Annotated in this window: 23 protein-coding genes; 10 read left to right on the plus strand and 13 right to left on the minus strand. The window is 68.7% G+C overall.

Translation table 11 applies throughout. From position 1 onward, the window contains the following. Positions 1-58: 58 nt before the first annotated feature. Both AC07O8_RS21040 and AC07O8_RS21045 read right to left on the minus strand, forming a co-directional pair. The gene (locus AC07O8_RS21040; protein WP_495049886.1) at positions 59-1,141 is read right to left on the minus strand and encodes a WD40/YVTN/BNR-like repeat-containing protein; all 1,083 of its coding nucleotides are present in this window, start codon (positions 1,139-1,141) and stop codon (positions 59-61) included. A gap of 99 nt (positions 1,142-1,240) precedes the next feature. Then, positions 1,241-1,510, minus strand: coding sequence for a ubiquitin family protein (locus tag AC07O8_RS21045; RefSeq protein WP_495049887.1), 270 nt, complete (start codon positions 1,508-1,510; stop codon positions 1,241-1,243). 71 nt (positions 1,511-1,581) lie between these two features. Between AC07O8_RS21045 and rarD the strand changes: the two genes are divergently transcribed. Continuing rightward, on the plus strand, positions 1,582-2,487 hold the full coding sequence (rarD, locus tag AC07O8_RS21050) for an EamA family transporter RarD (protein WP_495049888.1): 906 nt from the start codon (positions 1,582-1,584) through the stop codon (positions 2,485-2,487). Between the two features lie 210 nt (positions 2,488-2,697). On the opposite strand, the gene ahpF is transcribed toward rarD, so the two are convergent. From ahpF to lysA, 3 genes are all read right to left on the minus strand, one after another. After that, the gene (ahpF, locus tag AC07O8_RS21055; RefSeq protein WP_495049889.1) at positions 2,698-4,251 is read right to left on the minus strand and encodes an alkyl hydroperoxide reductase subunit F; all 1,554 of its coding nucleotides are present in this window, start codon (positions 4,249-4,251) and stop codon (positions 2,698-2,700) included. Positions 4,252-4,456: 205 nt separating this feature from the next. Then, complete coding sequence (ahpC, locus tag AC07O8_RS21060; RefSeq protein WP_067283909.1) at positions 4,457-5,020, minus strand: alkyl hydroperoxide reductase subunit C; 564 nt, start codon at positions 5,018-5,020, stop codon at positions 4,457-4,459. 223 nt (positions 5,021-5,243) lie between these two features. After that, positions 5,244-6,515: a diaminopimelate decarboxylase gene (gene lysA, locus AC07O8_RS21065; RefSeq protein ID WP_495049890.1), complete on the minus strand. Its 1,272-nt coding sequence runs from the start codon at positions 6,513-6,515 to the stop codon at positions 5,244-5,246. Between the two features lie 142 nt (positions 6,516-6,657). Here lysA and AC07O8_RS21070 point away from each other — a divergent pair, with 142 nt between their 5' ends. Continuing rightward, complete coding sequence (locus tag AC07O8_RS21070) at positions 6,658-7,602, plus strand: LysR family transcriptional regulator (protein ID WP_495049891.1); 945 nt, start codon at positions 6,658-6,660, stop codon at positions 7,600-7,602. 39 nt (positions 7,603-7,641) lie between these two features. Here AC07O8_RS21070 and dxs read toward each other — a convergent pair whose 3' ends face one another. Genes dxs through xseB form a run of 3 tightly spaced genes read right to left on the minus strand, consistent with a single transcriptional unit; the run spans position 7,642 to position 10,806 of the window. Continuing rightward, positions 7,642-9,597, minus strand: a complete 1,956-nt coding sequence (dxs, locus tag AC07O8_RS21075) for a 1-deoxy-D-xylulose-5-phosphate synthase (protein WP_495049892.1) — start codon at positions 9,595-9,597, stop codon at positions 7,642-7,644. A 60-nt stretch (positions 9,598-9,657) separates the two neighbouring features. Next, positions 9,658-10,518, minus strand: a complete 861-nt coding sequence (locus tag AC07O8_RS21080; RefSeq protein ID WP_495049893.1) for a polyprenyl synthetase family protein — start codon at positions 10,516-10,518, stop codon at positions 9,658-9,660. 27 nt (positions 10,519-10,545) lie between these two features. Continuing rightward, entirely contained in the window at positions 10,546-10,806 is a 261-nt protein-coding gene (gene xseB / locus AC07O8_RS21085) for an exodeoxyribonuclease VII small subunit (RefSeq protein WP_495049894.1), read from the minus strand. A gap of 298 nt (positions 10,807-11,104) precedes the next feature. Between xseB and AC07O8_RS21090 the strand changes: the two genes are divergently transcribed. The 4 genes from AC07O8_RS21090 to AC07O8_RS21105 all read left to right on the plus strand — a co-directional run bounded on the left by AC07O8_RS21090 (position 11,105) and on the right by AC07O8_RS21105 (position 14,845). Next, positions 11,105-12,235, plus strand: coding sequence for an aromatic ring-hydroxylating oxygenase subunit alpha (locus AC07O8_RS21090; RefSeq protein ID WP_495049895.1), 1,131 nt, complete (start codon positions 11,105-11,107; stop codon positions 12,233-12,235). A gap of 119 nt (positions 12,236-12,354) precedes the next feature. Continuing rightward, complete coding sequence (locus AC07O8_RS21095) at positions 12,355-13,251, plus strand: DMT family transporter (protein WP_297529793.1); 897 nt, start codon at positions 12,355-12,357, stop codon at positions 13,249-13,251. Between the two features lie 6 nt (positions 13,252-13,257). Continuing rightward, positions 13,258-14,214 (plus strand): sulfurtransferase, encoded by a 957-nt coding sequence (locus AC07O8_RS21100; protein ID WP_495049896.1) that lies wholly within the window; start codon positions 13,258-13,260, stop codon positions 14,212-14,214. Between the two features lie 178 nt (positions 14,215-14,392). Beyond that, the gene (locus AC07O8_RS21105) at positions 14,393-14,845 is read left to right on the plus strand and encodes a universal stress protein (RefSeq protein WP_495049897.1); all 453 of its coding nucleotides are present in this window, start codon (positions 14,393-14,395) and stop codon (positions 14,843-14,845) included. A 24-nt stretch (positions 14,846-14,869) separates the two neighbouring features. On the opposite strand, the gene AC07O8_RS21110 is transcribed toward AC07O8_RS21105, so the two are convergent. Together AC07O8_RS21110 and AC07O8_RS21115 are read right to left on the minus strand one after the other, a co-directional pair. Then, complete coding sequence (locus AC07O8_RS21110; RefSeq protein WP_331617335.1) at positions 14,870-15,646, minus strand: ZIP family metal transporter; 777 nt, start codon at positions 15,644-15,646, stop codon at positions 14,870-14,872. Between the two features lie 88 nt (positions 15,647-15,734). Further along, entirely contained in the window at positions 15,735-16,664 is a 930-nt protein-coding gene (locus AC07O8_RS21115) for a dienelactone hydrolase family protein (RefSeq protein ID WP_495049898.1), read from the minus strand. Positions 16,665-16,778: 114 nt separating this feature from the next. Between AC07O8_RS21115 and AC07O8_RS21120 the strand changes: the two genes are divergently transcribed. Further along, positions 16,779-18,293: a Ppx/GppA phosphatase family protein gene (locus AC07O8_RS21120; RefSeq protein WP_495049899.1), complete on the plus strand. Its 1,515-nt coding sequence runs from the start codon at positions 16,779-16,781 to the stop codon at positions 18,291-18,293. A gap of 176 nt (positions 18,294-18,469) precedes the next feature. Here AC07O8_RS21120 and ppk1 read toward each other — a convergent pair whose 3' ends face one another. Beyond that, positions 18,470-20,530, minus strand: a complete 2,061-nt coding sequence (gene ppk1 / locus AC07O8_RS21125) for a polyphosphate kinase 1 (protein WP_495049900.1) — start codon at positions 20,528-20,530, stop codon at positions 18,470-18,472. A gap of 157 nt (positions 20,531-20,687) precedes the next feature. After that, complete coding sequence (locus tag AC07O8_RS21130; protein ID WP_495049901.1) at positions 20,688-21,575, minus strand: UDP-2,3-diacylglucosamine diphosphatase; 888 nt, start codon at positions 21,573-21,575, stop codon at positions 20,688-20,690. A 63-nt stretch (positions 21,576-21,638) separates the two neighbouring features. On the opposite strand from AC07O8_RS21130, the gene AC07O8_RS21135 reads away from it, so the two are divergent. Both AC07O8_RS21135 and recJ read left to right on the plus strand, forming a co-directional pair. After that, a complete protein-coding gene (locus AC07O8_RS21135; RefSeq protein ID WP_495049902.1) occupies positions 21,639-22,571 on the plus strand; it encodes a hypothetical protein in 933 nt (310 codons plus the stop codon). Beyond that, the gene (gene recJ, locus AC07O8_RS21140) at positions 22,568-24,316 is read left to right on the plus strand and encodes a single-stranded-DNA-specific exonuclease RecJ (RefSeq protein ID WP_495049903.1); all 1,749 of its coding nucleotides are present in this window, start codon (positions 22,568-22,570) and stop codon (positions 24,314-24,316) included. The genes AC07O8_RS21135 and recJ overlap by 4 nt, the downstream gene beginning before the upstream one ends. Before the next feature lie 60 nt (positions 24,317-24,376). Here the strand turns inward: recJ and trxC are convergent, their stop codons facing one another. Continuing rightward, on the minus strand, positions 24,377-24,835 hold the full coding sequence (gene trxC / locus AC07O8_RS21145; protein WP_495049904.1) for a thioredoxin TrxC: 459 nt from the start codon (positions 24,833-24,835) through the stop codon (positions 24,377-24,379). A gap of 212 nt (positions 24,836-25,047) precedes the next feature. Between trxC and AC07O8_RS21150 the strand changes: the two genes are divergently transcribed. After that, positions 25,048-25,509, plus strand: a complete 462-nt coding sequence (locus AC07O8_RS21150; protein WP_297531017.1) for a host attachment protein — start codon at positions 25,048-25,050, stop codon at positions 25,507-25,509. The last annotated feature ends 14 nt before the right edge of the window (positions 25,510-25,523 follow it).

The raw sequence follows: 25,523 nt of genomic DNA on the forward strand, positions 1-25,523 counted from the left end.
GAGGGAGTAAGAACGGCGCTGCCCTCCCGCAAGCGGGAGCGGGAGCGGGAGCAAGGATTCAGTTGAACCGGACGGCGTAGATCGGCGGCAGGTGCCCGGATACGAGCGACCAGCGGTCGCCGGCATCGTCGGTCGCCCACAGGTTGCCGGTCGTGCTGCCCATCAGCAGGCGTCGGCCGTCGTCGTGCGCGGCCAGGCCGTGGCGATAGACGAGGTCGTAGCAATGCGCCTGCGGCAGGCCGTTGCGCAGGGTCTCGAAGGTCCTGCCGCCGTCGCGCGTGCGATTCACCACCAGCGCGCCGTCGACGGGCAGGCGCTTCTCGTCCTTGACGCCGGGGACGAACCACGCGGTCTCCGGATCGCCCGCATGCGCGGCCACGGCGAAGCCGAAGCCCGACAGCGGCGGCTTGATCTCGCCCCAGTGCGCGCCGCCGTCGACCGAGCGCCAGACGCCGTTGTGGTGCTGGCACCAGAGCACGTCCGGATCGGCCGCGCTGGCGACGATGCGGTGCGGGTCCTGGGTGTTCTCCTCGCCCTGCTGCTCCGGCGGCAGGAAGTCGGCGCGCATGCCCTTGGCGCTGATGTGCCAGGTCGCGCCGCCGTCCTCGCTGCGCCAGGCACCGCCGCAGGAGATGCCGAGCAGCAGCCGCTTCGGGTCGCGCGGATCGACATTGATCGAATGGATGCCCGGCGCGTCGTAGCCGCCGCCGAACCAGCCCAGGCGCTCGGGCTTGTCCCAGAGCGTGTCGACGAGCTGCCAGGTCTCCCCCTGGTCGTCGCTGACGAAGAGTCCGCCGGGAATGGTCCCGGCCCAGAGCCGCCCGTCGCCGCCGCGTTCCAGCGCCCAGATCTGCTGGAGCTTCCAGGGCGGACCTTCCGCGCCCGCCGGCTGCTCGGGAAACGCGGGGGCGGAGAGCTCGCGCCATGTCACGCCGCCATCGTCCGACGCCTGCAGCTTGGCGCCGAAGTGCCCCAGATTGAGCGCGGCGAACATCCGGCCACCTCCCGCCGGCGCGGGCAGCACCATGCTGATGGGGTCGCCCACGAAGCTGTGTCGCCCGATCGACCATCCGCCGTCGGCGGAATCGTTTCGAAGTTCGAACAGGCCCTTGCGGGTCGCGGCCCAGGCGGTGGTGGTCATCGGCGTCTCCTTGCGATGGCTGGCGTCACTGCTCACGACGTTCGAACGTCGCGGTTCTCGACACGGGATTGGCGGGAGATCGACGGGCGTCGTCGACGTTCAGCCGCCCGACAGCGCCTGCAGCACGTAGACCTTGGACTGCGAAGTCAGCGGATCGCTGAGCGCCTGTCGATCCCGCGCGCGGTGGCCGTCGATGAACACGGCGACATGCGTGCGCAGGTGACCCTGCTCGTCCAGGATGTAGCCGCGCAAGCGCGGATTGCAGTCGAAGGCGCGCGTCAGCGCCTCCCCCAAGGTGGCGGCGTCGCAGTCCAGTTGGGGGGTATCGACGTAGCGATGCAGTTGCGACGTGAATTCGACGTGGGCCATGGTGTCCATCCTGCGACGAAGCGGGCCACCTGAAAAGAGCAGAATCGCGGGCCCTCGCGCTTGCAGAACCCATGACCAACGACACCTCGACCGCCGCCGACGCCTCTCACGCCCGCACCGGCATGCTCTACGCCGCGCTGGCCTACATCGCGTGGGGCCTGTTCCCGCTGTACTTCAAGCGCCTGAGCGACGTCAGCGCGTTCGAAGTCATCGCGCACCGGACGCTGTGGTCGATGGTCTTCGTCGCCATCGTGCTGACGGTGCTGCGCCGCTGGGCGTGGCTCGGGCCGGTGCTGCGCTCGCCGAAGTTGCTGGGCACTTGCGCGGTGTCCGCGCTGCTGCTCTCGACCAACTGGCTGGTCTACGTGTGGGCGGTGCAGCAGGGCCACGTCGTCGAGGCCAGCCTGGGGTATTTCATCAACCCGCTGGTCAACGTGATGCTGGGCTTCGTGTTCCTGCGCGAGCGGCTGCGGCCGGTGCAGTGGCTGGCGATCGGGCTCGCCGCGGCCGGCGTGATCTGGCTGACGGTGACTGCCGGACGGCTGCCGTGGATCGCGCTGGTGCTGGCGCTGAGCTTCGGGATCTACGGCCTGATGCGCAAGACGGCGCATCTGGGCGCGCTCGAAGGGCTGACGCTGGAGACGCTGATCCTCTCGCCCTTCGCGGCCGTCGCGTTGTGCTGGTGGACGAGCCAGGGCACCAGCGCGTTCGCGACCGGCGACGCCGGCCACATCGCCTGGCTGCTGCTCGCCGGACCGCTGACGGCGGTGCCGCTGCTGCTGTTCGCCGCCGGCGCGCGCCGCATCACGCTGACGACGCTGGGCCTCGTGCAATACCTGTCCCCGACGATCCAGTTCCTGCTCGGGGTGTGGCTGTATCACGAGCCGCTTGCCGGCGCGCGGCTCGTCGGCTTCGTGCTCATCTGGTCGGCGCTCGCGGTCTACAGCGCGGAGAGCCTTTGGCGCAGTCGGCGGTGAGCCACGGCCGCTGGCCCTCACCCCTGCCCTCTCCCGCAAGCGGGAGAGGGGGCCACCCCAGTGCTCCTGCTCCGAATGGCTCGGTGCATTCTCACTCCCTCTCCCGCTTGCGGGAGAGGGCGGGGGTGAGGGCCAGCGGTCGATGCAGGAAGCCAGCCCCAAACGACTGACGCCCCTTTTGGGGCGTCAATCAGGTGAGTTGAACTGCGATCAGTTCCGAATGATGTGATCAAAGGCGCTCAACGCCGCCTTCGCGCCGTCGCCGGCCGCGATGATGATCTGCTTGAACGGCACGGTCGTCGCGTCACCCGCGGCGAACACGCCCGGCACCGAGGTCTGCCCCTTCGCGTCGACGATGATCTCGCCGTGCTTGGACAGCTCGATCGTGCCGCGCAGCCATTCGGTGTTGGGCACCAGGCCGATCTGCACGAACACGCCTTCGACCTCGACGCGCTTGCTCTCGCCGGTCGCGCGATCGATGTAGTTCAGCCCGTCGAGCTTGCCGGCCGTGCCGGTGAACTCGCTGGTCTGCGCCTGCTTCAGGATCACGACGTTCGGCAGGCTCTCCAGCTTCTTCACCAGCACCGCGTCAGCGCGCAGCTGATCGCCGAATTCCAGCAGCGTCACATGCGACACGATCCCGGCCAGGTCGATCGCCGCCTCGACGCCGGAGTTGCCGCCGCCGATCACCGCCACGCGCTTGCCCTTGAACAGCGGACCGTCACAGTGCGGGCAGTAGGCCACGCCCTTGTTCTTGTATTCCTGCTCGCCGGGGACGTTGACGTTCCTCCAGCGCGCGCCGGTCGAGATGATCACCGTCTTGCTCTTGAGCGAGCCGCCGTTGGCCAGCTTCAGCTCGACCAGCCCACCCGGCGTCGCGGCCGGAATCAGCGCATCCGCACGCTGCAGGTTCATGACGTCGACGCCGTAATCCTTGACGTGCGACTCCAGCGCCATCGAGAACTTCGGACCGTCGGTCGACAGCACGGAGATGTAGTTCTCGATCGCCAGCGTGTCGTTGACCTGGCCGCCGAAGCGTTCGGCCGCGATGCCGGTGCGGATGCCCTTGCGAGCGGCATAAACAGCCGCCGCCGCGCCGGCGGGACCGCCGCCGACGATCAGCACGTCGTACGGATCCTTGGCCGACAGCTTGGCCGCGTCCTTCTCCGCCGCGCCGGTGTCCAGCTTGGCGGCGATCTCTTCCACGGTCATGCGGCCCGAGCCGAATTCCTGGCCGTTCAGGTAGATCGTGGGCACGGCCATGATCTCGCGGGCATTGACCTCGTCCTGGAACAACGCGCCGTCCACCACCACCGTCTTGACGCGCGGGTTCAGCACCGACATCAGCGACAGCGCCTGCACGACGTCCGGGCAGTTGTGGCAGGTCAGGGACATGTAGACCTCGAAGAGGTAGTCCCCGTCCAGGCCCTTGATCTGGTCGATGGTGGACTGCTCCACCTTCGGGGGATGGCCGCCGGTCCACAGCAGGGCCAGCACCAGCGAGGTGAATTCATGGCCCAGCGGGATCGCGGCGAAGCGCAGGCTCTGTTCCGTACCCGTGCGCTTCAGGCTGAACGACGGCTTGCGCGCATCGTTGCCGTCCAGGTTCAGCGTGATCTTGTCGGACATCGCGGCGATGTCCTGCAGCAGCTGCTTGAGCTCTGCGGCGCTCTCGGAGTCGTTCAACGAGGCTTCGATCTCGAACGGCAGCGTGACCCGCTCCAGGTAGGCCTTGAGCTGCGCCTTCAGGTTGTCGTCCAACATCGTTGCTTCCTTTCAGTTTTTTCAAGCGACTTCGAGAACCGGCCTCCCTGTCAGATCAAAGGGGCGGCCACACACGCGCCCGCGGACCGGAACGGTCCACGCGCGGTGCTTCTGCAGTGAGGGGGAGAGGAAGGTCCTCATCCGGATCACCGGTCGGGCCGGAGACCCTCCGGAGAGGGGTCTCCCGCACCCGCGGGCGAGATCCTCAGATCTTGCCGACCAGGTCCAGCGACGGGGCGATGGTCTTGTCGCCTTCGTTCCACTTGGCCGGGCAGACCTGGCCCGGGTTCTTGGCGACGTACTGGGCAGCCTTCAGCTTGCGCAGCGTTTCCTTGACGTCGCGGGCGATCGCGTTGTCATGCACTTCCAGGGTCTTGATGACGCCGTCCGGATTGATCACGAAGGTGCCGCGCAGCGCCAGGCCTTCTTCCGGGATGTGCACGCCGAAGGCGTTCGTCAACGCGTGGGTCGGGTCGCCGACCAGCGGGAACTTGGCCTTGCCGACGGCCGGCGAGGTCTCGTGCCACACCTTGTGCGAGAAGTGCGTGTCGGTCGTGACGATGTAGACCTCGGCGCCCAGCTTCTGGAACTCGCCGTAGTTGTCCGCCGCGTCCTCGACTTCCGTCGGGCAGTTGAAAGTGAAGGCGGCCGGCATGAAGATCAGCACGGACCACTTGCCCTTGAGCGACTCTTCAGTGACCTCGATGAACTTGCCGTTGTGGAACGCCTGGGCCTTGAAGGGTTGGACTTGGGTGTTGATCAGGGACATTGCTTCGTTCTCGCTGTCTGGGGTTGATGGGATGGGAAGAATGATAGGGGGCGGCGGCTATCGGCGGGTTTGAATTCCCCAATGCGGCCTATTGGCTCAGTCTATTGAGCCAGACTATCAAAAATAGCTTGTGCGATAGCAAAAACGTCATATCGCCGTCAAATGGCGGCCAGATGGCCGCCAAATGGCCACCAAAACGGCTGCCCACCCCACCAGACCGCGTTCAAACGGCTTCCAGCGCCAGCAATTCCTCGACGGTCTGGCGGCGACGGATCAGCCGGTCCGCGGAGCCGTCGACCAGCACCTCGGCGATCAGCGGCCGGCTGTTGTAGTTGCTGGACATGGACGCGCCGTACGCGCCGGTGTCGTGGATGACCAGCAGGTCGCCGACCTTGGCTTGCGGCAATTTCCGCGCGAGCACGACGCCGCCTTCAGCCTGGGTGAACACGTCGCCGGATTCGCACAGCGGACCGGCCACCACGGTCTCCTGGATCGGCCGACGCTGGCCGTCCGCCGCGTCCGCAGGAATCAGGCTCATCGCATGGAAGCTGCCGTACATCGCCGGCCGCATCAGTTCATTGAAGCCGGCGTCGACGAGCAGGAAGTGCTGCCGCCCCTGCGCCTTGACCGCGCGCACCTCGGCCAGCAGCACGCCGGATTCCGCCACCAGGTAGCGCCCCGGTTCGATCTCCAGGGCCAGGTCGTGCCCGACCACCCGTTCCGCTTCCTTGCGGGCGGCATCCCACAGGCTGAAGTAGTGGGCCGTGTCGATGGGCTCGCCCCCCGCCTGGTAGGGGATGGACAAGCCGCCGCCGGCCGAGATCGCCTGCAGGTCCAGGCCCTGCGCCTTCACCGTCCGGACCAGGTCGACCATCGCGCCGCTGACGCGTCCGAGGTGGTCGTAGTCCACGCCCGAGCCGATGTGCATGTGCAGCCCGATCAGCGTCAGCCCGCGGCGCCCGATGACGGCCAGCGCGTCCGCCAGTTGCTCGTGCCAGATGCCGTGCTTGCTGTGTTCGCCGCCGGTGTTGGTCTTGTTGCTGTGGCCGTGGCCGAAGCCGGGATTCAGGCGCAGCCACACCGGGTGGCCGGGCGAGACGTCGCCGAGCTGCTCCAGCATGTCGATCGAACCGGCGTTCACCGGCACGCGGTGCTCGACGACCGTCTTGAGCGTCTCGCGATCCAGCAGGTCGGCGGTGAAGACGATGTCCGAATGGACGGCGTCCGCGCCGGTGCCGACGGTGAAGCCGGCGGCGAAGGCGCGCAACAGCTCGCCGCGCGACACCGAGTCGACCTTCACCCCCCGCTCCCGCATCAGCCGCAGGATGTGGGTGTTGGAACACGCCTTCTGGGCGAAACGGACCGTGTCGAACCCAGCGAGCGCGGCGATGCGCTCGCGGATGAGGGCAGCGTCGTACACCCACAGCGGGGTGCCGTACTTGGCGGTGAGCGCCTGGAGTTGCTGTTCGCGGGCGGGGGTCAGGGCTTGCGGCATGGGGGGGAATCCTTCGGATGGATGCAGATCGGCAGATCGGCAGATCGGAACTGCGGCAAGCATCCCTCTGGCGCTTCATTCAATCAAATGCTTTGTTTTTCCCACTGGATTCACTTTTGATATGCACTGATATCCTTCCGCGATGTCCCTGCCGATCACGCACCGCCACATCGAGGTCTTCCGCGCCGTCATGACCGCCGGCAGCGTGACCGGTGCCGCGCAATTGCTGTTCACCTCCCAGCCGACGGTCAGCCGGGAACTGGCGCGGATGGAATCGCTGCTTGGCTACGCGCTGTTCGAGCGCACGGCGGGACGGCTGCGGCCGACGGCGCGGGCGATGGCGCTGTTCGAGGAAGTCCAGCGCGCCTACCAGGGACTGGACCAGGTGGTCGCCCGCGCCCAGTCGCTGGGGCGCGCCGAGGACGAACGTCTGCGTGTTCTCACGCTGCCGGCGCTGGCACACGCGCTGCTGCCCGATGCCAGCGCCGACTGGCTGGCCCGGCACCCGCAGGCGGAGCTGACGCTGACGCCGCAGGAGTCGCCCCTGCTGGAGGAATGGATGGCCGCGCAGCGCTTCGACATCGGCCTGAGCGAGGTCTCCGCCACCGTGCCCGGAACGCGCAGCGAAACGCTGGCCGAACTCGACGAGGTCTGCGTCCTCCCCGCCGGCCACCGCTTGCTGGAACGCGCGGTGCTCACGCCGCAGGACTTCGAGGGCGAGCGCTTCGTGAGCCTGTCGGCCGAGGATCCCTACCGCCGCCAGTTCGACGCCATCTTTGCAAGTGCCGGCGTGCGGCGGCGTCTGCAATTGGAGACACACAGCGCGATCGCGGTCTGCGCGCTGGTTCAGAAAAACCTGGGCATCGCGCTCGTGAATCCGTTGACCGCGCGGGCGTGCGCCGGACCGGATCTGCACCTGCGGCCGTTCTCGGTGTCGGTGCCCTTCCGCATCCAGGCCTTGTGGCCGCTGCATCGCGCCGCCCATGCGCTGACGCAGGACTTCATCGATGCGGTGAAACGCGCGCTGGTGCCCGCGATGCCCGCGATGTCCGGTCCGCGCCCTGCCGGAAAAGCAAAACGGCGCTGACCGCGAGGCCAGCGCCGTTCGCAGGGATCCCTCGGCCGCTCAGGCGACCTTGATCGCCACCGGCGTCACGGTGGACAGGAAGCGCTCGCGGATCGAACGCTCGATGCCGGCGGCATCCAGGCCGCACTGGGCCATGAGCTTGCCGGGCTCGCCGTGCTCGACGTACTCGTCGGGCAGGCCCAACTGCAGCACCGGCAGCGACAGGCCTTCGGCCTGCAGCGCTTCCAGCACCGCGCTGCCGGCGCCGCCCATGACGCAGCCGTCCTCGACGGTCACCAGCGCGTCGTGCGTGAGGGCCAGTTCCCTGACCAGCGCGACGTCCAGCGGCTTCACGAAACGCATGTTGGCCACGCTCGCGTCGAGCGCCTCCGCCGCCTTCAGCGCGGGATGCAGCAGCGTGCCGAAGGCCAGGATCGCGACGCGGGGCGCATGCCCGGCGCCTCGGCTGCCGGTCGACGGCAGCGACGAGGTCCGGCGCATCTCGCCCTTGCCCCAGGGCAGCGCGACCATCTCCTTGCTGATCTCGGCGCCGATGCCCGCGCCGCGCGGATAACGGACCGTCACCGGGCCGTTGTGCACGTGGCCGGTGTACAGCGCCTGGCGGCACTCGTTCTCATCCGACGGCGTGATCACGCTCATGTTCGGAATGCAGCGAGTGAAGGCGATGTCGTAGTTGCCGGCATGCGTCGCACCGTCGGCGCCGACCAGGCCCGCGCGGTCCAGCGCGAACAGCACCGGCAGGTTCTGCAGCGCCACGTCGTGGACCAGTTGGTCGTAGCCGCGCTGCAGGAAGGTCGAATAGATCGCGACCACCGGACGCAGGCCCTCGCAGGCCAGGCCGCCGGCGAAGGTCACCGCATGCTGCTCGGCGATGCCGACGTCGTAGTAACGTGTCGGAAAGCGCTTGTGGAACTCGACCATGCCCGAGCCCTCGCGCATCGCCGGCGTGATGCCGACCAACGTCGGATCGGCCTCGGCCATGTCGCACAGCCAGTCGCCGAACACCGTCGTGAAGGTCTTCTTCACCGGCGCGGTCGACGGCTTGATGCCTTCGGCCGGATTGAACGGCGTCGGGCCGTGGTACTTGACCGGGTCCGCCTCCGCCAGCTTGTAGCCCTGGCCCTTGCGCGTGACCAGGTGCAGGAACTGCGGGCCCTTCCTGTCGCGCAGGTTCTCCAGCGTCGGGATCAGCGCGTCCAGGTCATGCCCGTCGATCGGGCCGACGTAGTTGAAGCCGAATTCCTCGAAGATCGTCCCGGGCACGAACATGCCCTTGGTGTGCTCCTCGAAGCGGCGGGCGAACTCGTACAGCGGCGTGTGCTTGAGCACCGACTTCGCGCCTTCGCGCGCGGCGGCGTAGAACTTGCCGCTCATCAGCCGGGTGAAGTACTTGTTCAGCGCGCCGACGGGCGGGCTGATCGACATGTCGTTGTCGTTCAGGATCACCAGCACGTCGCCCAGCAGGCCGCCATGGGCGACGCCGGCGTTGTTCAGCGCCTCGAAGGCCATGCCGGCGGTCATCGCGCCGTCGCCGATGATCGCGACCACGCGGCGCGCCTCGCCCTTGATCCGGGCCGCCATCGCCATGCCGTGGGCGGCCGAGATCGAGGTGCTCGAATGCGCGGTGCCGAAGGTGTCGTACTCGCTCTCGTCGCGGCGCGGGAAGCCGGAGATCCCGCCCTGCTGGCGCAGCGTCGCCATCGCGTCGCGACGGCCGGTCAGGATCTTGTGCGGGTAGGTCTGGTGGCCGACGTCCCACACCAGCCGGTCGCGCGGCGTGTCATAGACGTAGTGCAGCGCGACCGTCATCTCCACGGTGCCCAGGTTGGACGACAGATGGCCGCCGGTCTTGGACACGCTGTTGAGGATGTGCGCACGGACCTCGTCCGCCAGTTGCGGCAGTTGACCGCGCGACAGCCGGCGCACGTCCGCGGGGCTCTCGATGGTCGACAGCAGCGTCTGCGCGGCCGTCGCGTTCGATGGGTTCTCGCTCATGGCGTCGCCTCTCCTTGTCGTCGAATCCGGCTCGGACCCTTGCGGGATCCGGCCCGGATCTCAGTTGTCGCGCTCGACCACCTTGTCAGCCAGCAGGCTGAGCCAGGCGGTGTCGGCCAGGCCGCTGCCGGCGAGCGCCTGATGCGCCTCGTCCCGCAGGCGGAGCGCGTACGCGCGGGCGGGCGCCAGGCCCAGCACGCTGACGTAGGTCGGCTTGTTGTTGTCCTGATCCTTGCCGGCGGTCTTGCCCAGCACGTCGCTGTCCTGCGTCACGTCCAGGATGTCGTCGACGACCTGGAAGGCCAGGCCGATCGCCGCGCCGTAGCGGCTGAGCGATGCCCACGCGGACGGCGACAGCTCGCCGCAGGCGGCGCCCATCAGGACGCTGGCCTGCAGCAGCACGCCGGTCTTGCGGCGGTGCATGTCGCGCAGCTTGGCCTCGTCCAGCGGCTTGCCGATGCTGGCCAGGTCGATCGCCTGGCCGCCGGCCATGCCGTCGTAGCCGCTGGCGCGCGCCAGCAGGCGGCACAGCTTGGCCTGCAACGCGGGCGCGACGCCCTCGTCCGGCGTCAGCACGTCGAAGGCGAGCGCCTGCATCGCGTCGCCGGCGAGCATCGCCTGGGCCTCGCCGTACTGCACATGCAACGTCGGCTTGCCGCGGCGCAGCACGTCGTTGTCCATGCAGGGCATGTCGTCATGCGCCAGCGAGTACGCGTGGATCAGCTCCACCGCGCACGCCGCGCGCATCGCGGCCTCGCGCTGGCCGCCGGCGGCGTCGGCCGCGGCCAGCACCAGCAGCGGGCGCAGGCGCTTGCCCGCCCCGAGGACGGCATACCGCATGGCCTCGCCAAGACCCGCCGGCGCCGCCTCGGGCACCCAGGCCTCCAACGCGTGCTCGACTTCCTCGAGTGATTGCTTCACCCAACGTTCGAAAACCCCTGCATCCACTTATTCATCTCCCCAAGCCTGCGCGCCGCCACCTTCAATGACCTGTACTTGTTGTTCGACGGCCTGAAGCCGGGTGCGGCAGTATTTGAGCAAGGTGGCTCCCCGCTGGTAGCTGGCCAGCAGCTGGTCCAGCGGCAGTTGGCCGGCTTCCATGGCCTGCACCAGACGTTCCAACTCCTCGACCGCCAGCTCGTAGCTGGCAGGCTCCTGCTCGTGGATCGCGGGCGGCGCCGGTTTGGCGCTGGCGGAAGGCTTGCTCATTTCAAAACGCGAAAATGAGGATTGTAAGCACCGTCAACACCCCGCCCGTCTTCCAACCGTCGGGGGATGTGAGCGCGCCGCCACAGGCGTCAGCGGGTGTTTCGGGCGCTGGGTAAAGCTTGACACCCTCGCGTTTCCCCTCCAGTGGCGGCCCGGGTACAATCACCGGTTCCCTTGCCCGCTCCTATCCCCTAAAAGGGGTCCGCAGGCAGTCCCCCATCTCAGTCCCACGCATGCCCGTCCAACCTGGGGGCGGCCGTCACGGTTGACATTGGAGTCTTGGAGACCCTCTTGGATCATGTCCGACCTGAGCATCCCTCTCAGCGCGCTTGAACGCAACGGCACGGGCAGCACGACCCCCAGCCACCCTCAGCTACCGGTCACTTCCTACTTCGACGAGGACCTGTTCCGCCGCGAACAGGAACTGATCTTCCAGCACGGACCCCGCTATCTCGGCCACGCACTCGCCGTGCCCGAGGTCGGCGACTACTACGCCCTGCCCCAGGAGGGCGAGGGCCGCGCGATCGTGCGCAGCGCGCAAGGCCTGGAACTGATCTCCAACGTCTGCCGGCATCGGCAGGCGGTGATGCTGCGCGGCCGCGGCAACACGCGGAGCCACATCGTCTGCCCGCTGCATCGCTGGACCTACGACCTCCAGGGCGAACTGGTCGGCGCGCCCCACTTCAAGCAGGACCCCTGCCTGCACCTGAACCGCTACAAGATCCGCGAGTGGAACGGCCTGCTCTTCGAGGACAACGGCCGCGACATCGCCGCCGACCTGGCGAAGCTGGGCCCGCGCGGCGCGCTGGACTTCAGCGGCTACCAGCTCGACAAGGTCCACGTCCACGAGTGCGACTACAACTGGAAGACCTTCATCGAGGTCTATCTGGAGGACTACCACGTCGGCCCGTTCCACCCGGGACTGGGCCACTTCGTCACCTGCGACGACCTGGCGTGGGAGTTCGGCCGCGACTACTCGGTGCAGACGGTCGGCGTGAACAAGGCGCTCGAGAAGCCGGGCTCCGAGGTCTACGCCAAGTGGCACGACCAGGTGCTGGGCTTCTCCGGCGGCCAGTCCCCGGACCAGGGCGCCATCTGGCTGACCTACTACCCCAACATCATGGTGGAGTGGTACCCCAACGTGCTGGTGGTGTCGACGCTGTTCCCCAAGGGCCCGCAGAAGACGACCAACATCGTCGAGTTCTACTACCCGGAAGAGGTCATCGCCTTCGAACGCGACCTCATCGACGCCCAGCAGGCCGCCTACATGGAGACCTGCGTCGAGGACGACGAGATCGCGCTGCGCATGGACGCCGGCCGCAAGGCGCTGATGGAGCGCGGCGACAACGAGGTCGGCCCCTACCAGACGCCGATGGAAGACGGCATGAAGCACTTCCATGAGTGGTACCGCGGGCTGATGAAGCGCTGACGCCGCAGCGACGGCGCGCTCACGCGCATCGTCGGCGCCCCTCTTCGTACCAGCCAGGTGCGCACAACGCCCCGCTCTTGCGGGGCGTTCGTTTTTACGGCTGCGAGAATCCACCGCATATGTCTGCCCCCCTTCTGATGGTCCTGGCGACCTTGCTGTTCGCCACCATGGGTGTCTGCGTCAAGCTGGCTTCGGCCTACTACGGCGCGGGCGAGATCGTCATGTACCGCGGCCTGGTCGGCACGCTGTTCCTGTTTGCGCTGTCGCGGGCCAAGGGGCTGTCGCTGAAGACGTCCGTGCCGGCGATGCACTTCTGGCGCAGCCTGTCCGGCGTGATCGCGCTCTCGCTGTGGTTCTTCGCGATCAGCAAGCTGCCGCTCGCCACCGCCATGACGCTGAACTACATGTCCTCGGTGTGGATGGCGCTGTTCCTGATCGGCGGCGCGGTGCTCATGGGCGCGGCCAAGGTCGATCCGCGCCTGGTGGTCACCGTGCTGCTGGGTTTCGTCGGCGTCGGGCTGGTGCTGCAGCCGGCGATGGAGGATCAGCAGGTCTGGCACGGCCTGGCCGGGCTCGCGTCGGGCATGCTGTCGGCGATGGCCTACCTGCAGGTGACGTCGCTGGGCCGGGCGGGCGAGCCGGAATTCCGCATCGTCTTCTATTTCTCGATGGGCGGCGTGGTCGCCGGGGCGCTGACGACGATCGTGGCGCACGGCGGCTGGCACGGCCACACCTGGACCGGCGCGGCGCTGCTGCTGGCCGTCGGCGTGCTGGCCACCGCCGCGCAGTTGCTGATGACGCGCGCCTACGGCACCGGCAAGCCGCTGGTGAATGCGTCGCTGCAGTACCTGGGCATCGTGTTCTCGGCGTTGTATGGTGTGCTGATCTTCGGTGACCTGCTGGGCCTGCTCTCGTGGATCGGCATCCTGCTGATCGTCGTGGCCGGCCTGGGGGCGACGCTGCTGCGCGCCCGGACCACGCCCAAGGACGCCCAGCATTCTGTCCAGGAATCTTGAACGGCCATGACGACTTCAGCGACGCCTCCCCCGGTCTCTCCCCCGGTTCCTCCCGCGAAGTCCCCCGAGCCCGCCCCCGCCGGGGCAGGTCTTGACGGCCTGATCAGCGTCGGGCAACTGCAGGCGCTGAGGGACTCGTCGACGCCGCCGCTGATCGTGGACGTCCGCTTCGACCTGGCCGACACCGCCGCCGGCGAGCGCGCCTACGCGGCCGGCCATGTGCCCGGGGCGTCTTACCTGCACCTCGACCGAGACCTCAGCGGACCGAAGCAGGATGCCTTCGGCACCTTCCGCGGTCGCCACCCGTTGCCTGAGCGCGAGGCCTTCGCCACGCGGCTGCGGCAGCTGGGCATGACGCGAGGCCGGCAACTCGTGGCTTACGACGCCGCCGACGGCATGTACGCCGCGCGCGTGTGGTGGATGCTGCGCTGGCTGGGCCATGCGCAGGTGGCGGTGCTCGACGGCGGCTTCGCCGCCTGGCAACAGGCGGGCGGCGCGGTGACCTCGGACCTGCCTTCCGCCGCCTCAGCGACGCCGGCTTCCGTCGCCACGCCCTCTTTCGAACCTGCCGAGCCGCTTGAGACGCCCTGGTCCGCCCAGGAACTGCTCGCCGGCCTGGGCCGGGTGCGCCTGATCGACGCCCGCGCGGGCGAACGCTTCCGGGGCGAAGTCGAACCGCTGGACACCCAGGCCGGTCACATTCCGGGCGCGACCAACCGGTTCTTCAAATCCAACCTGACGCCCGAAGGCCGCTTCAAGCCCGCCGCCCAGCTGCGCGAGGAATTCACCGCGCTGCTCGGCCCGCAGGGCGCGGACGGGACGGTGCACCAATGCGGATCGGGCGTGACCGCCTGCCACAACCTGCTGGCGATGCACCACGCCGGGCTGCCGGGCAGCCGGCTGTACCCCGGATCGTGGAGCGAATGGAGCGCCAATCCGCGCTTCCCGCTCGCGAAGGGCTGACCGACGGGTTGCGCGCCGGGCCGTGCGACGGACTAACACCGGCCCTTATTGACATTGCGCATGGCGCGAGCACCATGAGAAGTGCAGACTGCCTCGGGCTGGAGGTCAAGCCCTGACCCCGACCGGGCTTGAGGTCGGGTCCACCAGCACCATTCCGTTCGCTCGAAGGAGGCTCGCCATGTTCCAGCGCATCCTGATTCCCACCGACGGTTCCGACATCACCGCCAAGGCGATCACCACCGCCATCCAGTTGGCGAAGTTCCACAACGCGCGGCTGTTCGCCCTCAGCGTGAAGGAGCCCTTCCCCTACAGCGCCGTGTCGGAGATGCAGCCGACGCCGCCGCAGGAATTCTTCGACGCCCAGGAGCGCATCTCCCAGGAACGTCTGGCCCACGTCCTCTCGCTGGCGCGCGCCGAAGGCCTGGAGGTCGACGCCCACAGCGTGGAGGCGCTCCACCCCTGGGAGGCCATCATCGATCACGCCAAGCGCGTCGACGCCGACCTGCTGGTGATGGCCACGCACGGCCGGCGCGGGCTGCAGGCGCTGCTGCTGGGCAGCGAGACGCAGAAGGTGCTGACGCACTGCGCGTTCCCGGTGCTTGTGGTGCACGGAGAAGGCGCGCCGCAGTAGGCGCCTCGCGCCTTTCGCGCCGTTTCAGTGGGCGTGCTTGCCGCCCACGACGATCAGCACGAACACGATCCCCACGCCCAGCCACAGCAGCTGCAGCGCCGTGTCCTTCCAGGGCAGCCGGCGCTGCAGCTGCGGGATCAGGTCGGCGACCGAGACATAGACGAAGCTGCTCGAGGCCGCCACCAGCAGGTAGGGGAACAGCTGCTGCCACGGGCCCACCACGTAATAGCCCACCAGCCCGCCGATCACCGCCGCCATCCCCGACACGGCATTGAAGAACAGCGCCTTCTTGCGCGTGAAGCCCGCGTTCAGCAGCACGATGTAGTCGCCGACCTCCTGCGGGATCTCATGGGCGACGATCGCCATCGCGGTGACCCAGCCCAGGTGGTGATCCGCCAGGAAAGCCGCGGCAATGATGATCCCGTCGCAGAAGTTGTGGATCGAATCCCCCACCAGCACCGACAAGCCCCCCCGGCCCGCCTGCTCCTGGTCGAAATGGTGATGATGGTGGTGCCCGTCCCCCTCATGGTGGTGGGTGTGACGGTAGAGCTCCGCCTTCTCCAGCAGGAAGAAGAACATCAACCCGCCCAGCAGCGCCAGGAACAGGTTGTGCGGATCCGCCCCGCTCTCGAACGCCTCCGGCAGCACATGCAGCAGCGCCGTCGACAGCAGCACGCCGGTGGACAGGCTCACGAGGTGCTTGACGATGCGGCTCAGCAGGCCGACCGTCAGCATCGCCGCGATCGTCACGGAGGCGAGACCGCCGGCGAAAGTCACCAGCAGGATGTAGGTCAGGGTCATGGATAAAAAAGGCGCACCACTGAGGGTGCGCCGGATGGGGTTCTCAAAATTGTCTCAGACTCGTCAAGCCCCCTGCTTCGGAGGACGTTCAAACCCCGTGCTGCTTGAACCAGGCCTGGCAGCGGGCCCACCCGTCCTTGGCCGGCTCGGGCTTGTAGCTGGGGCGGTAGTCGGCGTGGAAGGCGTGGCCGGTGTCCGGGTAGACGACGAACTCGCTCGCCTTGGCGGCGGCGCTGCCCTGCTTGAGCGCCTCCTGCATCGCGGCGACCGTCGACACCGGAATCCCGTTGTCCTGCGCGCCGTACAGGCCCAGCACCGGGGCGTTCAGTTGACCGACCACGTCGATCGGGTGCTTGGGCGTCATCGCATTCGTCTGGCCCTGGAGGCGGCCGTACCAGGCCACGCCGGCCTTCACGGCCTTGCTGTGCGCCGAATACAGCCACACGATCCGACCGCCCCAGCAGAAGCCGGTGATCGCCAGCTTCGAGGTGTCGCCGCCCTGCTGCTTGGCCCACGCGACTGCGGCGTCCAGGTCGTTCATGACCTGCGCATCGGGCGTGCGCTGGATGATCTCGCTCTGCAGCTTGGAGATGTCCGAGTACACGGTCGCGTTGCCCTGACGCGCGAACAGGTCGGGCGCGATCGCCAGATAGCCCAGCTTCGCGAAGCGGCGCGCGACGTCGGCGATGTGCTCATGCACGCCGAAGATCTCGCTGATCACCAGCACCACATGCGCGTTCTTCTTGCCCGCCGGTTGTGCGACGTACGCCGGCATCTTGAAGTCGCCGACGGGGATAGCCACCGGACCCGCATCCAGGCCTTGCGTGTCGGTGGTGATCGTCTGCGCGGACACCGGCAGCACCGCGGCCGCGAAACCGCTGCCCACCGCCGTGCCGACGAAGGCCCGGCGGCTGAAGGCCCGACCCGGGGTCAGCGTGTCGATGTCATCGCGGATCGCGTCGGCCTGTTCAGGGGACAGGCCGGCGGCGCCTTCGGCACGGGAATCGGAATTCGTCATCTGCGGCTCCTCGTTGGGGATGCGTGGTGGACGGAACGCCGGATGCTAGCGCGAGTGAAGATGAAAGCACTTCGTTCCCGATGGCGACCTCAAACACCGCGACAATCGCGACCCATGACGCAAGCGCAAGTTCCCCTGATCCTGGCCGCCATCGACATGGGCTCCAACAGCTTCCGTCTGGAACTCGCCCAGCTGCAGCACGGGCAGTACCGCCGCCTGGATTACCTGAAGGAAACGGTGCGCCTGGGCGCGGGCCTGGATGCGATGAGCATGCTGACCGAAGAGGCCACGGAACGCGGTCTCGCCTGCCTGCGGCGCTTCGCGGAAAGGCTGTCGGGACTGCCCGGCCGCCAGGTGCGCGCGGTCGCCACGCAGACGCTGCGCGAAGCACGCAACCGCAACGCCTTCCTGGCGCGGGCGCAGGAGGTGCTGGGGCATCCGATCGAGGTGATCTCCGGCCGCGAGGAAGCCCGCCTGATCTACGCCGGCGTGGCCCGCCTGCAGACGGCCGAGGACCCGCGCCTGGTGATCGACATCGGCGGCCGCTCGACCGAGATGATCCTCGGCCGCGGCGCGCAGCCGGTGAGCACCGAGTCCTTCCAGATCGGCAGCGTCAGCCTGTCGATGCGCTTCTTCCCGGACGGCCGCTTCACGGCCGAAGCGTTCCGCGCCGCGCAGGTCGCCGCCGGCGCCGAGCTTGAGGAAGCGATCACCCAGTTCTCCCGCCAGTCGGCGCAGCCGCGCTGGAGGCAGGCGCTGGGCTCGTCCGGCACGGTGGGCGCCGTCTCGCAGCTGCTGGCCGCCAGCGGCGTGAGCCCGGACGGCTCCATCACGCTGGACGGGCTGCGCTGGTGCATCGAACAGTGTCTGGCCGCCGGCCGCGTCGACGCGCTCAAGCTGCCCGGACTGAAAGAGGATCGCCGCGCCGTCGTGGGCGGCGGCCTGTGCATCCTCTACACGCTGCTCACGCACTTCGACATCGACCGCCTGCACCCCGCGAAGGGCGCGCTCCGCCAGGGCGTCATCTTCGACCTCGCGGAACGCCTCGATCCCCGCCTGCTCGCCGCCGGCCGCGACATGCGCGAACAGTCAGTCGCCGAGCTGCAGCGCCGCTTCGCCGTGGACCGCGAGCAGGCCGGTCGCGTCCAGTCGCTCGCGCAACGCCTGCACGCCCAGCTGTCGCCCAAGGCCGAGGAAGAACACCGCCGCGAACTCTCCTGGGCCGCCGCGCTCCACGAGATCGGCATGATGGTCTCGCACCACGACCACCATCGCCACAGCGCCTATCTGCTGTCGCATGTCGACGCGCCGGGCTTCTCGCAGAACCAGCTGCGGCGCCTCGGGGATCTCGCGCTCGGTCAGCGCGGCGGGCTGCGCAAGCTTGAGGAACAGTTGCAGGAGGAGCCCATGGTCTGGCAACTGCTGGCGCTCCGCCTGGCGGCCATCAAATGCCATGCGCGCAGCAACGTCGATCCGGCCGATATCAAGATCCGCCGCGACGGCATGGACGTGACCATCGAAATGCGCAAAGGCTGGGCAGACACGCATCCGCGGGCGCACTTCCTGCTCAGGGAAGAACTGGAGGCCTGGGCGAAGATCGGGAAGGTGCAGTTGGGCTTGGAAGCCTGAGCGCGACAGGCATGGCCCGGGCCGGCGACGGGCGTCGAGCGGGCGCCAACTCGCTTTGCTCACCTCCGGCTCGCGCCGCTCAGACAGACGGCGCCCCAGTCAGTTTTTGAAGCTCGACTTCGTCGCCGGCCCGGGCCATGCCCGTCCACCAGCAGCGAGGACTTCGTCGGCAAGGGTCAGAGCTCTTCGCGGTAGAGGCGCATCAGGGCCTGTTGCGCGCAGACGCGGGACGGGGTGTTCTCGGTGCCGATGCGCTGCGAGGTGCCGTCGGGGCCCAGTTGCCAGGCGTCCAGGCTGTCGTAGAGGTAAGGCGTCAGGCCTTCGTCGATCACACGTTGGCGCAGCTTCGCGTCCGTGATCGGCCACGCCACCTCGATGCGTCTCAGCATGTTGCGCGCCATCCAGTCGGCGCTCGACAGGTACAGCGCCTCCTGTTCGTCCTTGCCCCAGCGGAAATAGAAGATCCGCGAGTGCTCCAGGAATCGCCCGACCACCGAGCGCACCAGGATGTTGTCCGTCTCGCCCGGCAGGCCCGGGGGCAGCATGCAGGCGCCGCGCACGATGAGGTCGATCTTGGCGCCGGCCTTGCCAGCGCGGATCAAGCCATTGATCAGCTCGGCATCGGTCAGGGCATTGATCTTCAGGACCACGCGCGCCGGCTCGCCGCGCCTCGCGGCCTCCTCGACCTGCGTCAGCAGCTCGCACATCGTGCGGTGCAGGTTGAAGGGCGCCAGCAGCAGCTTCTTCGGCGCCTTGAATTTCGACAGCGACGCGAGCTGGCTGAAGACCAGGTCCATGTCGGCCGTGATCTCCGAGTCGGCCGTCAGGTAGCCGAGGTCGGTATAGAAGCGCGCCGTCTTCGGGTTGTAGTTGCCGGTCGACAGGTGCCCGTAGCGACGCAGCTTGCCGCCCTCGCGGCGCGTGATCAGCATCAGCTTCGCGTGCGTCTTCAGGCCGACGATGCCGTACACCACCTGCGCGCCGACGGCCTCGAGCCGCTCCGCCCAGTTGATGTTGGCCTCCTCGTCGAAACGCGCCTTGAGTTCGACGACCGCCAGCACTTCCTTGCCGCGTCGCGCCGCCTCGATCAGCAGGTCGGCCAGCACCGATTGGCTGCCGGTGCGGTAGATCGTCTGCTTGATCGCCAGCACGTCCGGATCCTCGACCGCCTCGCGCAGCAGCTGCACCACCGGATCGAAGCTCTCGAACGGGTGATGCAGCATCACGTCGCCCTTGGTCCGCAGCTTGTCGAAGATCGACTTGCCGCGCGGCAGCCGGCCCGTGGGCCAGCTCGGCTCGTAGGGCAGGAAGCGCAGGTCCTCGGCGTCGGTCTGGTCGATCAGCTCGTTCAGGCGCACCAGATTCACCGGCCCGTTGACGCGGTACAGCGCCGCTTCGGGCAGGTCGAACTGCTCGAGCAGGAAACGCGACAGCTCCTCGGGGCAGGTGTTGACCACTTCCAGCCGCACCGCGCGCCCGAAGTGGCGCGTGGTCAGGCCGGAGCGCAGCGCATGGCGCAGGTTGGCGATCTCTTCCTCGTCGACTTCCAGGTCCGAGTCGCGCGTGACGCGGAACTGCGAGAAGGCCTCGACGTGCCGGCCCGGGAACAGCTCTTCCAGATGCGCGCGGATGACGCTGGTCAGCAGCACGAAGCTCTGCTTGCCGCCGCTGAGCGCCGCCGGCACCTTGATCACGCGCGGCAGCACGCGCGGCACCTTGACGATGGCGATGCGGTTGTCGCGGCCCAGCGCGTCCTTGCCCGACAGCCGGGCGATGAAGTGCAGCGCCTTGTTGCCGACCTGCGGGAAGGGATGCGCCGGGTCCAGGCCCACGGGCACCAGCAGCGGACGCACTTCGCGCTCGAAGAACTTGGCGACCCACGCGCGGATCTCGTCGGTGCGGTCGGCGTGGTTCAGGATCTGGATGTTGTGCTCGCGCAGCGCGGGCATGACCTGGTCGTTGAAGATCGCGTACTGCTCGTCGATCAGGTCGTGGGCGGCGCGGCCGACGCGCTCGACGTCGCGCGGCGTCACCAGCCCGCTGCCGTCGCGCTGCACGTCCAGCATGTCGGCGAAGCGCACCTCGAAGAACTCGTCGAGGTTGCTGGACACGATGCAGATGTAGCGCAGCCGCTCCAGCAGCGGCACGTCGACGCGCTGGGCCTGGGCCAGGACGCGCCGGTTGAACTCGAGGATCGCGTTTTCGCGGTTGAGCAGCGGAACGTCAGGCAAAGTCATGGACTGATTCTATGAAGCTGGTGTGACAGTCAGGTGACCCTCTTTCGGGCGGGTCACCCCCGGTCATCCAGGGTCGCCCAGCGTCGGATCGAGGGCGCGGCCGACATGCATCCTCCCCCGTCGGAACGAGGGGGCGGTGTTCTGTCGGGGGCGCGGATCAGGCCGGCTGGCGCATCGCGGCGGCGAGTGCTTCGGCAGTGCCCTGCTCGGTGATCCGGCGCTGGCGCTCGGCCCAGTCGAGGATCTCGAGGTGGCCGTCCGCGTGCTCGACCAGCGCGGTGAGGCTCTCGACCCAGTCGCCGTCGTTGGCGTAGGTGATGCCGTCGATGTCGCGCAGCTCGGCGTGGTGGATGTGGCCGCAGACGACGCCCTGCACGCCGCGCTTGCGGGCCTCGCGGGCCAGCGCCTGCTCGAACTCGCCGATGAAGGAGACCGCGCGCTTGACCTTGAGTTTCAGGTACTTGCTGAGGCTCCAGTAGGGCAGGCCCATGCGCGCGCGCAGCGAGTTGAGGTGGCGGTTCAGCTTCAGCGTGAACTCATAGAGCGTGTCGCCCAGATGGGCCAGCCACTTCGCATGCTGGATGACGCCGTCGAACAGGTCGCCGTGGGTGACCCAGAACTTGCGGCCGTCGGCGGTCTCGTGGATCCACTCGTGCGCGACCTCGATGCCGCCGAAGCTGTGCTGCAGGTACTTGCGGGCGAATTCGTCGTGGTTGCCCGGCACGTAGATGACCCGCGTGCCCTTGCGCGCCTTGCGCAGCAGCTTCTGGACGACGTCGTTGTGTTCCTGCGGCCAGTACCAGCTGCGGCGCAGTTGCCAGCCGTCGACGATGTCGCCGACCAGGAAGAGCTGCTCGCACTCGACCTCGCGCAGGAACTCGAGCAGCGCCCGGGCCTGGCAGCCCGGCGTGCCCAGGTGCAGATCGGAGATCCACACGGTGCGCACGCGGAGGGAACCGCCGTCGTCGGGCTCCGCCGCCTCGGCCGCATCGGCCCCAGGCGGTTCGTTCGACATCGCGGCGGCCATGAGGGTGTCGGTCAGCATGGCCCCACAGGTTGCCGACCCTGGATGAAAGCTTGATGACCGGACCGCCGATAATCCCCCGCCATGCACCTGCTGATCCCCTTTGCCAGTTCGCTGGATCCTCATTTCGAGGGCGCCCTGCGCGAACTGGAGCTGCCGAACCTGAGCCACCTGCTCGGGTTGCTGGCCCCGGTGGAGGACGTCGGCGACGGCGACGAGACCGCCCTGCTCCCCCCGCACGAACACTTCCTGGCGCGCCGCCGCGGCGTCGCCGACGACCCTCCGCCGATCGCCGCCTGGCGCGTGCGCGCCGCCGGGCAGGATCCCGCCGACGCGGCCTGGGCGCTGCTGACGCCCGCCCATTTCGCGATCGGCACCGAGGGCGTGACCGCGCTCGGGCCGGAGACGCTCGACCTCGACGACGCGGAGTCGCGCGCCTTCCTCGAGGCCCTGTCGACGGCCCTGTTTCCCGCCGCCGAGGGTTGGCGGACCGCCTGGCTGTCGACCGGCGAATGGGCGATCGCGCACGAGGAGCTCGACGGCCTGGAGGCCGCCAGCGCGGACCGCGTGCTCAACCGCGGGGTCGAGACCTGGTACCCGCGTGCGCGCCGCCTGCGCACGCTGCTCAACGAGGCGCAGATGCTGCTGCACGATCACCCGCTCAACGAGGCGCGCGAGCAACGCCGGCAGCGCCCGCTGAACGCCGTCTGGATCGGCGGCGGCGCGCGTGAGCGCGGCCATGCCCTGCCGGCCGACCTCCTCGTCGACACCCGCCTGCGCATCCCGATGCTGACCGGCGACCTCTACGCCTGGAGCGAGGGCTGGAAGGCGCTGGACCAGGGCCCGATCGAGCAGCTGCTGAGCGCCGCGCGCGCGAACGAGCCCGTTTCGCTCACGCTGAGCGGCGAGCGCCTGGCCCGCACCTGGAGACGCCGGACCGCCAGCGGCTGGCAGCGTCTGAAGGAACGATTCGCGGCGCCGAGCGCGTCCGTCGCCACCGCCTTGGAGCCCTTGTGAGCAGCCCCCGCATCCTGACCCGCGACGTTCCGCCGGACTCCGCCCACGCGCTGCAGGAGGCCGGCTTCTCGCCGCTGCTGTCGCGCCTCTTCGCGGCGCGCGGCGTGCTGTCGCGCGACGAGCTCGATCCCGACCTGAAACACCTGCTGCCGCCCGAAGGTCCCCTGGGGATGCTGGGCATCGACAAGGCCGCGGTGCTGCTGGCCGACGCGATCGGCGCGGGCGACCGCATCTGCATCGTCGCGGACTACGACTGCGACGGCGCCACCGCCTGCGCGGTGATGCTGCGCGGGCTGGCGCTGCTGGGCGCGACGCCGGGCACGGTCCGCTACGTCGTGCCCGACCGCGCAGTGCACGGTTACGGTCTGACGCCCACCATCGTCGAGCTGGCGCTGAAGCACGAGCCGAAGCTGCTGGTGACCGTCGACAACGGCATCGCCAGCCATGCCGGCGTGGCCTTCGCGCGCGCGCTGGGCCTGAAGGTGCTGGTCACCGACCACCACCTCCCCGCGGTCACCGCCGACGGCCAGCCCACCGTGCCCGACGCCGACGCGCTGGTGAATCCCAACCAGCCGGGCTGCCCCTTCCCCGGCAAGAGCCTGGCCGGCGTCGGTGTCGCGTTCTACGTGTTGACGGTGCTGCGCGGCGAACTGCGCCGCCGCGGCGCCTTCGGCGAGACCCCGCCGCCGCGGCTCGACGGCCTGCTCGACCTGGTCGCGCTGGGCACCGTCGCCGACGTGGTGCGGCTGGACGCCAACAACCGCCGCCTGGTGGCGCAGGGCCTGCGACGGATGCGCGCCGGCCGCATGCAACCGGGCGTTCAAGCGCTGTTCACCGCGGCGAGCCGCGACGCCTCGCGCGCCAACAGCTTCGACCTCGGCTTCGCGCTCGGTCCGCGCATCAACGCCGCCGGCCGCCTCGACGACATGACGCTGGGCATCACCTGCCTGACGACGGACGACAGCGAACAGGCGCTCGCCCTGGCGCGCGAGCTCGACCGCATCAACCGCGAACGCCGCGAGATCGAAGCCGGCATGCAGGAGCAGGCGCTCGCGCTGCTCGAACGCCTGATGACGGACCCGCGCCTGAACGGCGCGCCGCCGCCCGCGCTGGCGCTGTTCGACGCCGACTTCCACGAAGGCGTCGTCGGCATCGTCGCCTCGCGGATCAAGGACCGGCTGCATCGCCCGGTCTTCGTCTTCGCCGAGGGCGCGGACGGCCAGCTCAAGGGCTCGGGCCGCTCCATCCCCGGCTTCCATCTGCGCGATGCGCTGGACCTGGTCTCCAAGCGCCACCCGGACCTGCTGCGCAAGTTCGGCGGTCACGCGATGGCGGCGGGCTGCACGCTCGCCCCTGGCGGCGTCGAGGCCTTCGCCGCGGCCTTCGAGGACGTCGCGCGCGAGTGGCTGGACGAGGCCTCGCTCACGCGCACGCTGCGCACCGACGGCCCGCTGCCGCCGGAAGCCTTCTGCGCCGAGACCGTCCAGGAACTGGAAGCGCAGGTCTGGGGCCAGGCCTTCGAGGCGCCGCTGTTCTGCGACCGCGTGCAGGTCGTGAACCAGCGCATCGTCGGCGAGCGCCACCTCAAGCTGCGCCTGCGCCAGGGCGCCTGGATCCGCGACGCCATCTGGTTCGGTCACACCGAGCAGTTGCCCGAGCAGGTGACGCTGGCCTACCGGCTCAGCCTCGACGAGTTCCAGGGCCAGCAGCGCGTGCAGATGGTCGTGGAAGCGATGGCCGAATAGCCCGGCTTTGCGACAACTGCAGCAATCTGCCTGGAAGTACGCAGCTGATCCTTCAGCCGGTCAGCCGAGCAACTGTTTCCGCACCCACTCCACGATCGCCGCTGCCGGCATCGCGCCGGATTCCCGGGCGATCTCCTGCCCATCGAGGAACAGCAGCATCGTGGGAATGCTGCGGATGCCGTAGCGCGCGCTCTGCTGCGGCGCGGCCTCGGTATCGAGCTTGACGAAGCGCACCTCGGGCAGGATCGCGGCGGCTTTCTCGAACTGCGGCGTCATCATCCTGCAAGGGCCGCACCACTCCGCCCAGCAATCGACGACGACCGGCAGTTCGGTGCCGGCGATGAACTTGTCGAACACCTCCGGCGTGAGGTCCACGGCCTGCGCCTGCATCAGCGGCGTGCTGCAACGTCCGCAGTCGGGCGATTCGCCCAGGCGCTCGCGCGGCACGCGGTTCTTCGCGCCGCAGGACGGGCAGACGATGTGGAGGCTGACGGCGGCGGAGGGGTGGTCGGTGTCCATGGCGATCTCGGGTCGGAAGAGCCGGTGCGATCTACCGGCGGGCAAGCCATGTTCCCTGCTTCGTGCCTGATCGCCAAGCGTGCCCGTACCGCCCCACCACCGGCCCTGACTCGCCCTCGCCTTGGCCTCCGTCGTCCTTGCCGCGCCGGCATGGGCCGAGGTACGACGATTGCCACCCTGCCTTCAACGACAACTCTGCTGAAGGAACCGGGATGACCGCATACAAGGACGATGGGAAGCTGTGGGTGCTGGTGGCCGACGAGGGCGTGGCCCGCCTGCTGAAGCTGCCGGAGGAAGGCGGCGACCTGGAGGACGTCACGACGCTGACCGACGCCGCCGCCCATGCGAACAATGCCGATCTGCGCCGCGATGCCGCGGGGCGTCGCGGCAACAACGTGACCGCGTCGGCGGGCGTCGACGAATCGCACCAGGAGGCGATGAGCTTCGCGGCCCGCGTGGCCAAGACGCTGGACGACGGCTACAACAACGGGGAGGTGACGCAGCTGCACGTCGTCGCCGCGCCGCGTTTCCTGGGCCTGCTGCGCAAGGCGCTGAGCCCGCAGATCACCAAGCTGGTCATCGCCGAGACCAACGTCGACGTCGTCCATGAAAGCCTGGGCGCACTGACGACGCGCCTGTTCCCGGAGCGGGACTTCAGCAAGCAGAAGCCGTAAACATGGCGACGGCC

It is taken from the genome of Roseateles sp. GW821-FHT09G09, assembly GCF_059415965.1.

What these genes read in the sequence shown, in the direction of transcription:
- AC07O8_RS21040 (WP_495049886.1), bottom strand. Translation starts at nt 1,141, where the DNA reads ATGACCACCACCGCCTGGGCCGCGACCCGCAAGGGCCTGTTCGAACTT.
- AC07O8_RS21045 (WP_495049887.1), bottom strand. Translation starts at nt 1,510, where the DNA reads ATGGCCCACGTCGAATTCACGTCGCAACTGCATCGCTACGTCGATACC.
- rarD (WP_495049888.1), top strand. Translation starts at nt 1,582, where the DNA reads ATGACCAACGACACCTCGACCGCCGCCGACGCCTCTCACGCCCGCACC.
- ahpF (WP_495049889.1), bottom strand. Translation starts at nt 4,251, where the DNA reads ATGTTGGACGACAACCTGAAGGCGCAGCTCAAGGCCTACCTGGAGCGG.
- ahpC (WP_067283909.1), bottom strand. Translation starts at nt 5,020, where the DNA reads ATGTCCCTGATCAACACCCAAGTCCAACCCTTCAAGGCCCAGGCGTTC.
- lysA (WP_495049890.1), bottom strand. Translation starts at nt 6,515, where the DNA reads ATGCCGCAAGCCCTGACCCCCGCCCGCGAACAGCAACTCCAGGCGCTC.
- AC07O8_RS21070 (WP_495049891.1), top strand. Translation starts at nt 6,658, where the DNA reads ATGTCCCTGCCGATCACGCACCGCCACATCGAGGTCTTCCGCGCCGTC.
- dxs (WP_495049892.1), bottom strand. Translation starts at nt 9,597, where the DNA reads ATGAGCGAGAACCCATCGAACGCGACGGCCGCGCAGACGCTGCTGTCG.
- xseB (WP_495049894.1), bottom strand. Translation starts at nt 10,806, where the DNA reads ATGAGCAAGCCTTCCGCCAGCGCCAAACCGGCGCCGCCCGCGATCCAC.
- AC07O8_RS21090 (WP_495049895.1), top strand. Translation starts at nt 11,105, where the DNA reads ATGTCCGACCTGAGCATCCCTCTCAGCGCGCTTGAACGCAACGGCACG.
- AC07O8_RS21095 (WP_297529793.1), top strand. Translation starts at nt 12,355, where the DNA reads ATGTCTGCCCCCCTTCTGATGGTCCTGGCGACCTTGCTGTTCGCCACC.
- AC07O8_RS21100 (WP_495049896.1), top strand. Translation starts at nt 13,258, where the DNA reads ATGACGACTTCAGCGACGCCTCCCCCGGTCTCTCCCCCGGTTCCTCCC.
- AC07O8_RS21105 (WP_495049897.1), top strand. Translation starts at nt 14,393, where the DNA reads ATGTTCCAGCGCATCCTGATTCCCACCGACGGTTCCGACATCACCGCC.
- AC07O8_RS21110 (WP_331617335.1), bottom strand. Translation starts at nt 15,646, where the DNA reads ATGACCCTGACCTACATCCTGCTGGTGACTTTCGCCGGCGGTCTCGCC.
- AC07O8_RS21115 (WP_495049898.1), bottom strand. Translation starts at nt 16,664, where the DNA reads ATGACGAATTCCGATTCCCGTGCCGAAGGCGCCGCCGGCCTGTCCCCT.
- AC07O8_RS21120 (WP_495049899.1), top strand. Translation starts at nt 16,779, where the DNA reads ATGACGCAAGCGCAAGTTCCCCTGATCCTGGCCGCCATCGACATGGGC.
- ppk1 (WP_495049900.1), bottom strand. Translation starts at nt 20,530, where the DNA reads ATGACTTTGCCTGACGTTCCGCTGCTCAACCGCGAAAACGCGATCCTC.
- AC07O8_RS21130 (WP_495049901.1), bottom strand. Translation starts at nt 21,575, where the DNA reads ATGCTGACCGACACCCTCATGGCCGCCGCGATGTCGAACGAACCGCCT.
- AC07O8_RS21135 (WP_495049902.1), top strand. Translation starts at nt 21,639, where the DNA reads ATGCACCTGCTGATCCCCTTTGCCAGTTCGCTGGATCCTCATTTCGAG.
- trxC (WP_495049904.1), bottom strand. Translation starts at nt 24,835, where the DNA reads ATGGACACCGACCACCCCTCCGCCGCCGTCAGCCTCCACATCGTCTGC.
- AC07O8_RS21150 (WP_297531017.1), top strand. Translation starts at nt 25,048, where the DNA reads ATGACCGCATACAAGGACGATGGGAAGCTGTGGGTGCTGGTGGCCGAC.